Origin of the sequence: Streptomyces sp. NBC_01788 (genome assembly GCF_035917575.1) — a bacterium.
Lineage (GTDB): Bacteria > Actinomycetota > Actinomycetes > Streptomycetales > Streptomycetaceae > Streptomyces.
On sequence record NZ_CP109090.1, the window covers coordinates 2,451,805 to 2,463,955 of the forward strand.

Genomic DNA, 12,151 nt, shown 5'->3' on the forward strand with positions numbered 1-12,151 from the left:
GTATGACTACCGGGGTTCGCCGCAGGATGGGAGTCGACGAACGACGGCAGCAGTTGATCGGCGTCGCCCTCGAACTGTTCAGCCGCCGCTCGCCCGACGAGGTCTCCATCGACGAGATAGCGTCGGCGGCGGGTATCTCGCGCCCGCTGGTCTACCACTACTTCCCCGGCAAACTCAGCCTGTACGAGGCCGCGTTGAAGCGCGCCTCGGACGATCTGGCGGGCCGGTTCACGGAGCCGCACGAGGGCCCGCTGGGGGCGCGGCTGCTGCGGGTGATGCGCCGGTTCTTCGACTTCGTGGACGAGCACGGGCCCGGTTTCTCGGCCCTGATGCGTGGCGGCCCGGCGGTCGGCTCGTCGACGACGAACGCGCTCATCGACTCCGTCCGGCAGGTCGCGTACGACCAGATCCTTTCGCATCTGGGGATCGATCAGCCGCCCGCGCGGCTGGAACTGGTCGTCCGCTCGTGGATCTCGCTCGCGGAGTCGACGGCGCTGATCTGGCTGGACGGCCGGCGCATACCGCGTGCCGAGCTGGAGGTCCAGCTCGTGCACGACTTCGGCGCGCTGGTCGCCGTCAGCGCCGCCCACGACGAGGAGATGGGCGCGCTCATGCGCCGGGTCTTCAAGGACGAGCCGGCCGAAGGCCCCTTCCTGGACCTGGTCGGCCGGCTCGTCGCTCTTGCCTCCTGACGCTGGTTGCCCCCCCCCTCGTCAGGCGTCGAACTTCCGGTAGGAGGCGTCGAGGTCGCGCACCTCGGCCGACGCGTGCAGCGCCAGGCCCTCGACCGGCTTCACATGCTCCCGCAGCGCCTGAAGGACCGCCTCCGTCAGACGTGCCTTGGTCTCGTCGGTGCGCCCGGCCAGCAGGCCGATGGTGACGTGCACGATCGCGTGTCCCTCGGTGTCCGGACCGACGGCGGTGTCCTCGGTCCGGCGGAACTGCGTCTTGCACGCCGGGGGCTTGGCGGCCGCGATCTCGACCGTGCGGGCGTGCAGCTCCCGCGCGAAGGCACGCCGGTCGAAGGCGTCGGCCAACCGCTCGGAGTAGTCGACGGTGATCTGCGGCATGAGCTCTCCTGTTCCGGGCCGACCGGGGACCCGCGCTAGTTCCTGAACACCGCGACCGTACGCGCCGGGACCGTGAACGTCCCGGTCGCCTTCTCGTACGACGAGGTCCTCACCACCGGATCGCCGCCCGCCGTCTGCACTGGGTGCAGCCGGTAGCCGGTGCCCGCGAGGTCCGCGACGCGCTGCCGCTGCCGTTCGGGCGTGGCGTTGAACACCACGACGAGATCACCGAGCCTCATGGTGATCACGCCGGGCGTCTCGTCGCCGCCCGACAGCGGGAAGGACAGCTTCCGCTGCACCTGCGCCGCCGTGGCCAGGGAGAACGCCTGCTCGGTCGTGCGGATGCGCAGCAGGTCCCGGTACGCGGCCGAGGCCCCCTGGATCTGCGGGCAGCCCACCGCGACGGTGGTGAGCAGCGGCTTGGCGTACGGCCACTTGTCCTGGTTGTCGGCCGCCATGGGCAGCCCGCGACCGAAGCCGTTGCCGTCGGCGCAGTTCCAGTGGATGGCGTTGAACCAGTCGCCGCTGTCGTAGGAGTTGCGGTCGAGGGACTTCGAGCGCAGCAGGTCGGTCCCGGCCTGGGACAGTGCGGGCCCCTGGGACAGCGCCGCCGTCGCCATGGCGAGGACCTGCATCCGGGCCCGGTCGTCCGCGCTCGTGGAGGAGGGCAGCTTGTAGGCGAGGGCGTCGAACAGCGACTCGTTGTCGTGGGCGTCGGCGTAGGCGAGGGCGTCGCCGGGGGCGTCCGCGTACCCGGCGGGCGCGCCGTTGTAGTCGACCTCGGCGCCGGTGACCTCCTTGCCGCCGGTGTCGGTGAAGCGGTACGCGGCGAGGTTGCCGCTCAGGCCGACCTTGATCAGGTCCTGGTAGTGCAGCAGGCGGGCCTTCTGTTCGGCCCTGCTGCCGTTGCTCCGGGAGGAGTTGGGGTCGGTGTACAGGCCGGAGGCGAAGCCCTGGACGCCCGGGTCGTCGTCGAAGGGGCCGCCGCCGCGGACCGCGTCACGGGCGCGGTCGGAGAAGGTCGCGATGCCCGTGCCCGCCATGTTCTTCTGCGTGGCCTGGACGAACCGCGCGTCGTCGGCGACCTCGCCGAAGTTCCAGCCCTCTCCGTACAGGATGATGTTCCTGCCGTCCACGCCGTCCTTCTTGAGCGTGAGCGCGTCGAGTGCCTTGCGGACGGCGAGCATGTTCGCCTTGGGGTGGTGGCCCATGAGGTCGAAGCGGAAGCCGTCGACCTTGTACTGCCGGGCCCAGGTGACGACCGAGTCGACGACGAGCTTGCCCATCATGGCGTTCTCGGGTGCGGTGTTCGCGCAGCAGGTGCTGTCGGCCACCGAGCCGTCGGCGAGGAGCCGCTGGTAGTAGCCGGGCACGATCCGGTCGAGCACGGAGGTGTCCGCCTGGCCGGCGGCGGCCGTGTGGTTGTAGACGACGTCCATGACGACCCGCAGGCCGTCCTGGTTGAGCGCCTTGACCATCTGCCGGAACTCGACGGTACGGGCCGTGCCGTCCGGGTCGGTGGCGTAGGAGCCCTCGGGGACCGTGTAGTGGTAGGGGTCGTAGCCCCAGTTGTAGGCGTCCTTCGCGGCGGTCGCCGCCACACACGCCTGCTGCCGCTCGGAGTCGGCCGGGTGGGCGGCCAGGTCGCAGTCCGGGGCGACCTGGTCGGCCTTCCTCTCCGGGATGGTGGCGATGTCGAAGGCGGGCAGCAGGTGCACGTACGAGGTGCCCGCCTTCGCCAGGTCCCGCAGGTGGCGGGAGCCGTCGCTGTTCTTGTCGGTGAAGGCCAGGTAGGTGCCCTGCTCCTTGGCCGGGACCGTCCGGTCCGCGACGGAGAAGTCCCGGATGTGCAGCTCCTGGATCTGGGCGTCCCTGAGCGGTACGGCCTTGGGCTTGGCCAGGCCCGGCCAGCCGCTCGGGGCCAGCGCCCGGTCGTCGAGGTCGACGACGAGGCTGCGCTCGGAGTTCGCGGTGAGGGCGACCGAGTACGGGTCGGTGACCTTGTTGGTGACCAGCTTGCGGACGGTGGGCGCCCATACGGTCACGACGTACCGGTAGGGCTTGTTCTTCCAGGACGCCGGGCCGGTGACGGACCAGACGCCGGTGGTGTCGTCGCGGTGCATGGCGACCGGCCTGCCGTCCAGTTCCAGGGCGACGTCCCGCGCGGTCGGCGCCCACACGCTCAGAGTGGGCCGGCCCTGGTGGAAGACGGGGCCGAACTCCGCCTTGGTGGCGAGGGTGCCGTACACGTCGTCGAGCACGCCGGCGAGCTGGACGCCGGTCGCGGCGAGCACGGCGCCGTTCGCGGCCCGCTGGGAGGCGACGATCTGGCCGCGCAGGGCCTCGCGGACGCGGGTGCGGTCGCGGGGGTCGACGGACCAGGCGGTGTAGTCCTTCAGGTGCGGGAACCTCGCCTTCTGGGCGTCGGTGAGCGTGGTCCTCGCCAGCCGCAGCCAGCGCTCGTCGTCGCTGGTCAGCGTTCCGTCCTGGACGGTGATCGAGCCGTCGTGGGAGTAGAGCAGCTGGGTGGAGGCGGCGCCCTCCACGCCCTTGAGGGCCACCGTGTCCCGGTCGATCCAGACCGCCTTCGAGGTGGTGAGGTCGAGGGCGCCCGCGCCGCCGACGGGCTGCGGCAGCAGGGGCTTGTCCTGGCCGCTCATCAGCCACACCTCGTGGCCGTGGGCCGCCGTGAGGTCGAGGGACTGGTCGGTGGGCAGGTCCTTCTCGTCGCCCTTGTGGATGATGTAGCCGAGACTGGTGGCACCGTCGGTGAGCGGTACCTCGAAGACCGCGCCATAGGAGTCAGTCTTGACCGGCTGGAGGGGTTTCGACCAGTCGGTGGGGTTCGCGGCGCCGGTCCACACGTGCAGGCCCCAGCCGTCGTAGTTCCCGTCGGCGCGGTGGTAGTGGAGGACGGCCTTGGCCGGGTCCTGCGCCGGATACTCGGGGCGCGTGGTCCGTACGTCGTCCTTGCCCTGTTCGATCCAGACCTCGCCCGTCCGGGTGACGTCGATGGACCGGTCGGCGGAGACGTCCTTGGTGCCGTTCTTGTCGATGACCAGGAAGCCGACGTCGGGGGCGCCCGGCTTCAGCTTGACGTGGGCGAAGGCTCCGTAGGCGTCCCGGCCGGTGAACGGGTGGCTGTCCGGCCAGGTGGTCGACTCGCCGTCGGCGAGGTCGCCCCAGGCGTACAGGCCCCAGTTCGCGTAGTCGCCGTCGGCGCGCTTGTAGTGGACGACGGCGTAGTCGCGGGAGGAGGCGGTGGGGATCTCGGGGGCAGGCGGGGTGCCGGTGGTGGAGGCCGCGGTCGCGCTCGCCGTGCGGCCCGCCGAGTCGACGACGACCGCCTTGTAGCGCAGGGCGGTGCCGGCCGGGACGGTCCGGGGCAGGGTCTGGGTGACCCGGTAGGGGGCGTGGTCGGCGGAGCCCAGCACCTTCCAGGCGCCGTTGCCGGTCTGCGCGGCGAAGACGACCCGGTTGAGCTGCCCGCCGGTGACGTCGGCGCTCAGCTCGACGGTGCCGGTGGCGCCCGGGGCGGGGGGTGTGAGGGTGACGGCCGGCTTGGCAGCGGGCCGGTCGAGGGTGCCCGCGGCCTTGAGGACGACGGACGATCCGGCCGGGACGGTGACGGTGACCTCGCGGTCGGCGCCGGAGGTCACGGAGGCCCCGGTGCCGTACACCCCGCGGTACGTCATCCGCGCCGAGCCGGTGGCGAACGTGGCGGTCCGCGCCTCGCCCGCGTTGTTGAAGGCGACGACGTACTCGGCTCCGGTCCGGGCGTCGGTGCGGGTGACGGCGTAGACGCCGGGCCCGTCCGCCGCGTACCGCTCGGTCTGGACTCCGTCCGCGAGGGCCGGGTTGTCCTTGCGGAGCTTCGCGAGGGCGGCGATCTGCCGGTAGAGCGGCGCGGTGGTGTCGTAGGCGTCGCTCGCGTGGCCGCGGTCGGTGCCGATCCGGTCGTCGTCGAGGTAGTCGGCGACCTTGGAGGCGAACATGGTCTGGCGGGCGTCCTTGTCGCCGCCGGAGCCGGTGAAGCCCTGCTCGTCGCCGTAGTAGACGACGGGGTTGCCGCGGCTGAGGAACATCAGCTCGTTGGCGAGCCTGTCCTTGCGCAGGATCTCGGCGTCGGTCGCCTTCGGGTCGTCCTGCTTGAGGAAGTACCCGATGCGGCCCATGTCGTGGTTGCCGAGGAAGGTGACCTGCTCGTAGGCGTTGGCCTTGTCGGTCGTGTACCTGTAGTCGTCGCCGAAGACGCCCGCGAGCCTCTTCGCGCTGCCGCCCTGGGAGGCGTAGGCGCGGGCCGCGTCCTGGAACGGGAAGTCGAGCGTGGCGTCGAGGCGGCCCTCGGTGACGTACGGGGCGTTCACGGCGGTGTCGGCGGAGTAGACCTCGCCGAACATGAAGAAGTCCTTGCGGCCGTGGGCGGCGGCGTACGTGTCGAGCGCCGTGGCCCACTGGGTCCAGAACTCCATGTTGACGTGCTTGACGGTGTCGATGCGGAAGCCGTCGACGCCGAAGTCCTTCACCCAGCGCTGGTAGATCCTCTCCATGCCGCTGACGACCTCGGGGCGCTCGGTCCACAGGTCGTCGAGGCCGGAGAAGTCGCCGTAGGTGGCGTTCTCACCGGTGTAGGTGGAGTCGCCGCGGTTGTGGTACATCGTCGGGTCGTTGAGCCACGACGGGACCTTGACGTTCTTCTTCGCGGCCGGGACGACCGGGGTGCGCGGGAAGGAGGAGGCGTCGACGGCGGGGAACTTCTTCGTGCCGTCCGCGTACTCGGCGTCGTCGAACGGGCGGCCGTCCTTGGTCAGGTAGGGGAAGGCGCCCTTGGACAGGTACTCGTGGGCGCCGCCCTCGTAGTCGACGACGTCGGCGGTGTGGTTGGTGATGACGTCGAAGAAGACCTTCATGCCCTTGGCGTGTGCCTTGGAGATGAGGGTCGTGAGGTCCTTGTTGGTGCCGAAGTGCGGGTCGACCCGGGTGAAGTCGGTGATCCAGTAACCGTGGTAGCCGGCCGAGGCGTCCTTGCCGGTCCCCTGCACGGGCTGGTTCTTGAAGATCGGCGCCAGCCAGATGGCCGTGGTGCCCAGGCCCTTGATGTAGTCGAGCCGGTTGGTCAGGCCCTTGAGGTCGCCGCCCTGGTAGAAGCCCTTGTCGGTGGGGTCGTAGCCGGTGACCAGCCGTGAACCGGTCAGCCCGCCCCGGTCGTTGGCGGTGTCCCCGTTGGCGAAACGGTCCGGCAGGACGAAGTAGAACTGCTCCCGGGTGCTGTCGTGCCGGGCGGACTCGGCGGCGAGCTTCGCGTCCGAGGGCGGCGCGGGCGGATTTTCGGCGGCCCGCGCCGTCAGCGGAGGGAGGAGCGCTGCGGCAATCGCGGCCGCGGTGACGGCGGCGACGCGTCTGCCTGACGGGGTGCGGCGCCGCGAGGGCGCCGGCCATCTCGGTATCACGGGGTGAACTCCTTGGCGGTACGGCTCACTTGACTGCGACCCCTCGCCCCGGCCATCAACAGGGCCACCGGGCGCGGCCGCGAACGTATCGCCTGCGCAAGCCTTACTGCAATACCCTTGCAAGACCAAGCAATTTCTTTCACCACTGCCAGAGGCCGACGCCCCACTCCGGAAGCGCCGGCCCCACCGTCAGAGGAAGCGGGAAACCTTGTGCACGGTCCTCAGCAACTCGACTTCCCCGCGTAGATGGCGAGGGCGGTGTTCGGGGCGACCGATGCCTTGAACCAGCCGCTGCCGTCCACCGTGACGGTCCTGTTGCTCTGCACATCGCAGTAGGTGCCCGCGGGGAGCGAGGTCTGGTACGAGCGGTCGGCCGTCGTGTTCTCGTGGTTGATCACCACGTAGCCCTTGTTGCCGCGGCCGAACACGATGAGGTTGTTGCCGTTGTCCCACCAGTTCGTCACCGCCTGGCCGCGGGTGGCGTTGCGGAAGGCGACCATGGACTTGATCTCCGGCCAGGCGTGCTGGCACTTCCAGCCGTCCTGCCAGCAGGCGTTGACCTTGCCGCCGTTGGGGGGACCGGCGTCCGCGTCGGACCACTCGTAGGCGGAGTTGATGTCGGGGGCGCCGTAGGGCCAGGCCAGCATGAAGACGTTGGCCAGCGTGTAGTTCGCGCCGTTCTTGTAGCTGAGGGTCGAGCCGTTGCGCTCGGTGTCGTGGTTGTCGACGAAGACGCCGGCCACCGAGCTGTTCATGTAGCCCCAGCCCTCGCCGTAGTTCTTGAGGTAGGCGAGCTTCTCGTTGGTGAGGATCCGCTTGAGGTCGTAGGCGTAGCGGAACTCCTGGACGTCGCCGTTGCCGGTGTACTCGGTCGGCTGGACCGCCTCCCCCGCGCCGTGGATGACCTCCTGCTTCCAGTAGGCGGAAGGGTTCTTCAGACGCGACTTGATGTTGGCGAGGTCGGCGGCCGGGATGTGCTTGGCCGCGTCGACACGGAAGCCGTCGACGCCCAGGGAGAGCAGGTCGTTCATGTAGCCCGCGATGGCCTGGCGGACGTAGTCCGACCCGGTCCTCAGGTCGGCGAGGCCCACCAGTTCGCAGTACTGGACGTTGTAGCGGTCCTGGTAGTTGGTGATGTCGGTCCTGCAGTCGTTGAAGTCGTTGTTCGAGTACAGGCCCGGGTAGCCGTACTTGGTGTACGAGGAACCGCCGGTGCCGGTGCCGCTGCCCGCCGACATGTGGTTGATGACGGTGTCGACGACGACCTTCACCCCGGCCGTGTGGCAGGCGTTGACCATGTTCTGGAACGCGGCGCGGTCACCCAGTCGCCCGGCGATCTTGTAACTCACCGGCTGGTACGACGTCCACCACTGCGGGCCCTGGATGTGCTCGGCGGGCGGGGAGACCTGGACGTAGCCGTAGCCGGCCGGGCCGAGGGTGTTCGCGCACTCCTTGGCGACCGAGGCGTAGTTCCACTCGAAGAGGACCGCGGTGACGTCCTTGGTGCCGGGCGGGGAGGCGGCGGCGGGCGCCGCGAGGGCCACGGAGGCGGCCACGGCGAGGGTGGCCGCGTATGAAAGGGGTCTGCGGATGGCCATGTGGGGGTTCCTTCGTCGTTGAAGGCTCTTGCTGAAAGGTTCAGCAAGTCGTTGACCCCGGATGGTAGAAGGCCCGCTGCCTCAACGGGCAGCGGGCCGTGGGGAGTTGATGTGAAACTGTGACCTGTCGGGTCAGGCCGTGGTCCACCACACCGTCGTGTCGGAGGGAACCTTCGCCTCGCCGTCCGCCTCCGTGACCTCGCCGCTCGCAAGCAGCACCCGGCCGTACGCCGGGATGGTCACCGACTCGCCGGTCGTGTTCGCCACGCAGACGAACTCGCCGCGCCGGAAGGCGAGGACGCCCTCGGGCGCGCGCAGCCACTCCACCGCCTCGCCGGCGCCCAGGTCACGGTGGGCGCGGCGGGCGGCCAGGGCCGAGCGGTACAGCTCCAGGGTGGTGCCCGGCACGCCCTGCTGGGCCTCCACGCTCAGCCGGCCCCAGTGCGCGGGCTGCGGAAGCCAGCTGCCCCCGCCGCCGAAGCCGTAGGAGGAGCCCTCGCGGGTCCACGGGATGGGCACGCGGCAGCCGTCGCGGAACCCGTCCTGGCCCTCGCCCCGGAAGTACGCCGGATCCTGGCGCACCTCGTCCGGCAGGTCCACGACGTCCGGCAGGCCCAGTTCCTCGCCCTGGTAGACGTACGCCGAACCGGGCAGCGCCAGCATCAGCAGCGTGGCCGCGCGCGCCCGGCGCAGGCCGAGCTCGCGGTCGCCCGCGCTGCGGATCTGGGTGCCGAGGCCGGGCGGGTTGGCGAACCGGGTGGCGTGCCGGGTGACGTCGTGGTTGGACAGCACCCAGGTGGCCGGGGCACCCACCGGACGCATGGCCTCCAGGGTGCGGTCGATGACCTCGCGCAGCTCGTCGGCGTCCCACTCGGTGCCCAGGTACTGGAAGTTGAACGCCTGGTGCAGTTCGTCGGGGCGCACGTAGTTCGCGGTCCGCTCGACGGTCGGGGTCCACGCCTCCGCGACGAAGATCCGGTCGCCCGAGTACTCGTCGAGGATGTGCCGCCACTGGCGGTAGATCGCGTGCACGCCGTCCTGGTCGAAGAACGGCATGACATCGTTGCCCAGGAGCTTCAGCTGGTCGTGGCTGCCGAGGTCGGGCAGGCCCTCGGCCTTGACCAGGCCGTGGGCCACGTCGATGCGGAAGCCGTCGACGCCCATGTCGAGCCAGAACCGCAGGATGGAGCGGAACTCGTCGCCGACGGCCGGGTGGTCCCAGTTGAAGTCGGGCTGCTCGGGCGCGAACAGGTGCAGGTACCACTCGCCCGGGGTGCTGTCCGGCTCGGTGACCCTGGTCCAGGCGGGGCCGCCGAAGATGGACTCCCAGTCGTTGGGCGGGAGTTCGCCGTCCGTGCCCTTGCCGGGGCGGAAGTGGTAGCGGTCCCGCAGCGGGGAGCCGGGGCCGTCCGCGAGCGCGCGCTTGAACCACTCGTGCTGGTCGGAGGAGTGGTTGGGCACGATGTCGACGATGATCCGCAGACCCAGCGCATGGGCGTCGCGGATCAGCGCGTCGGCGTCCAGCAGGTTGCCGAACATGGGGTCGACGGCACGGTAGTCGGCGACGTCGTAGCCGCCGTCGGCCTGCGGGGAGGCGTAGAACGGGCTGAGCCAGACGGCGTCCACACCGAGGTCGCGCAGGTACGGCAGGCGGGAGCGTACGCCCTCCAGGTCGCCCATGCCGTCGCCGTCACTGTCGGCGAAGCTGCGCGGATAGACCTGGTAGATCACCGCGTCCCGCCACCAGTCGCGGCGCGGGGCGACGGTGGTGGCAGCCGCTTCGGAGAGGGGGGATTCGGCCGGGAAGTACTGCTTGCTCATGGCGTCCTTGGTGCGTCGGGTGTGCCCCTGCTCCAGCGTGGGCGAGAGCTGGGGGCGATTGCTTGTCGTGGGTAGGGGTGACGGCGTCCGGGTGATGAGGCGGCCGCGGTGCCCGCGGGGTCAGGGGCCCCCTTGCTCGAAGAGCTCGGGGAGGGCACCGCGGCCGCCACCCGCGCGGGTCAGGCGCGCGGGAGTCGTTGTCGGGCGCGTGGGGGGGGTCAGCCCTTGGTGCCGCCCGCGGTGAGGCCGGTGACGAGGTTTTTCTGGACAAGGTAGAAGAAGACCGACACAGGAACAGCGATCAACACCGCGGTGGCGGCCATGTAGTTCCACTGGGCGTCGTGCTCGCTGACGAAGCTCTGCAGGCCGACCGCGAAGGTGTACTTGGAGTCGTCCAGCATGAAGGTGGTCGCGAACGCGACCTCGCCGACGGCCGTGATGAAGTTGTAGAAGGCCGCGACGGCCAGCCCCGGGCGGGCCAGCGGCAGGATCAGCCGTACGAAGGTGCCGAAGGGGCTGAGCCCGTCGATGCGTCCCGCCTCGTCGATCTCGAAGGGGATGGTGTCGAAGTATCCCTTGAGCAGCCAGGCGCTGTAGGGCACGGCCGTGGTGCAGTTGATGACGATCAGGGCCCAGTAGGTGTCGATGAGACCGAACCGGCCGAAGATCTCGTACATCGGCACGATCAGGATGGCGATCGGGAAGGCCTGGGTGAGCAGCAGCACCCACATCAGCTGCTTGTAGCCGGGGAAGCGCATGCGCGAGACCGCGTAGCCGGTGGTGGCGGCGACGAAGACACCGATCAGGGTGGTGCCGAGGGCCACGATCATCGTCGACTTGAGCCAGTCGAAGAAGGCGGTGTGCTGCAGCACGAAGCTGTAGTTGGAGAAGGTGAGCTTGCCGAAGATCTTGCCGGGGTGCAGGTAGTCGTCCTTGTCCGGACCGAGCGACAGGAAGAACAGCCAGACCACCGGGGCCAGCGCGACGAGGCTCGCCACGGCGAGGCCGGCGTGCAGGAGGACGCTGCCGAGCGGGCCGCGCTCGCCCCGCCGGCGGGTCCGCTGCGGGGGCGGCGGGGCGGACGCCGGTCCGGCCGGTGTCTTCTCGAGGGTCGTGGTGCTCATGGGGGCGGCTCCTGCGGCGTCAGACGGCGAGCTGGTCATTGCGCTTCAGCCAGCGGAAGTAGAAGGAGGTGAAGACGGTGAGGATCGACAGCAGCAGTACGCCGTACGCGGCGGACTGGGCGAAGTCGCGCGGCTGCTGTCCGAAGCCCAGGTAGTAGGCCCAGGTGACGAGGATCTGGGCGTCGGGCGCGCTGTAGGGGCCGAACAGCAGGAAGATGATGGCGAACTGGTTGAAGGTCCAGATGACGCCGAGCAGCACCACGGTGGAGCTGACCGAGCGCAGACCGGGCAGCGTGACGTACCGGAACCGCTGCCAGGCGTTGGCGCCGTCCACCTCCGCGGCCTCGTAGAGCGTGGAGTCGATGGACTGCAGGCCGCCGAGGAGCGAGAGCATCATGAACGGCACACCGCACCAGGTGTTGACCATGATCGCGGCGAACCGCTGCCAGAAGGTGTCCTCCAGCCACTGCGGCTGGGGCAGGTGCAGATTGCCGAGCACCTGGTTGAGCACACCGGAGTCGGCGAGCATGATCCGCCAGGAGAAGACCGTGACGAAGGTCGGCACGGCCCAGGGCAGGACCAGCATCAGCCGGTAGAAGGTGCGGCCGCGCAGCTTCTGGTTGAGCATGAGCGCGAGGCCGAGGCCGATGGTGTAGTGCAGGAACACGCAGGCGGCCGTCCAGAAGACGGTCCACAGGAAGTGCGACCAGAACCGGTCGTACGAGGTCGGGCCGAACAGGATGTCCTGGTAGTTGTCCAGCCCGATGAACTTGTAGGTGGCCTCGATGTGGTTGACGCCGATGGTGCGCGCCGAGTTGAGGCTGTTGGCGTCGGTGAGGGTCAGATAGAAGCCCCGCACCAGGGGGTAACCCACGAGGCCGCCGAGCACGACGACCACCGGCGCGATCATCGCGTAGGCGTACCAGTACCTCTGGAAGCCGTTCTTCAGGCGTTGCCCCAGCCCGGGCCGAGGCGCGCGGTCACCGCGGCGCCTGCCGGTCGCGCGGTCGATGGCGACTGTCATGGTTCGACACCTTTTGCAAGATCAGGGAGTTGGGCTGGGCACAGGCCGGTGGCCGTCGGAGTCC

The 12,151-nt window shown here is 69.8% G+C and carries 7 protein-coding genes; 1 reads left to right on the plus strand and 6 read right to left on the minus strand.

What is annotated here, in order from left to right:
- The first annotated feature begins 2 nt into the window (after positions 1 to 2).
- Positions 3 to 692: a TetR/AcrR family transcriptional regulator gene (locus OIE49_RS11295; protein ID WP_326802198.1), complete on the plus strand. Its 690-nt coding sequence runs from the start codon at positions 3 to 5 to the stop codon at positions 690 to 692.
- Between the two features lie 21 nt (positions 693 to 713).
- On the opposite strand, the gene OIE49_RS11300 is transcribed toward OIE49_RS11295, so the two are convergent.
- From OIE49_RS11300 to OIE49_RS11325, 6 genes are all read right to left on the minus strand, one after another.
- Positions 714 to 1,070: a 5-carboxymethyl-2-hydroxymuconate Delta-isomerase gene (locus OIE49_RS11300; protein WP_326802199.1), complete on the minus strand. Its 357-nt coding sequence runs from the start codon at positions 1,068 to 1,070 to the stop codon at positions 714 to 716.
- A 35-nt stretch (positions 1,071 to 1,105) separates the two neighbouring features.
- On the minus strand, positions 1,106 to 6,520 hold the full coding sequence (gene pulA, locus OIE49_RS11305; RefSeq protein WP_326802200.1) for a pullulanase-type alpha-1,6-glucosidase: 5,415 nt from the start codon (positions 6,518 to 6,520) through the stop codon (positions 1,106 to 1,108).
- 221 nt (positions 6,521 to 6,741) lie between these two features.
- On the minus strand, positions 6,742 to 8,118 hold the full coding sequence (locus OIE49_RS11310) for an alpha-amylase (protein WP_326802201.1): 1,377 nt from the start codon (positions 8,116 to 8,118) through the stop codon (positions 6,742 to 6,744).
- A gap of 132 nt (positions 8,119 to 8,250) precedes the next feature.
- Positions 8,251 to 9,939, minus strand: coding sequence for a glycoside hydrolase family 13 protein (locus tag OIE49_RS11315; protein WP_326802202.1), 1,689 nt, complete (start codon positions 9,937 to 9,939; stop codon positions 8,251 to 8,253).
- 218 nt (positions 9,940 to 10,157) lie between these two features.
- Positions 10,158 to 11,063 (minus strand): sugar ABC transporter permease, encoded by a 906-nt coding sequence (locus OIE49_RS11320; RefSeq protein ID WP_326802203.1) that lies wholly within the window; start codon positions 11,061 to 11,063, stop codon positions 10,158 to 10,160.
- Positions 11,064 to 11,082: 19 nt separating this feature from the next.
- Positions 11,083 to 12,087 (minus strand): carbohydrate ABC transporter permease, encoded by a 1,005-nt coding sequence (locus OIE49_RS11325; RefSeq protein ID WP_326802204.1) that lies wholly within the window; start codon positions 12,085 to 12,087, stop codon positions 11,083 to 11,085.
- Between the last annotated feature and the right edge of the window lie 64 nt (positions 12,088 to 12,151).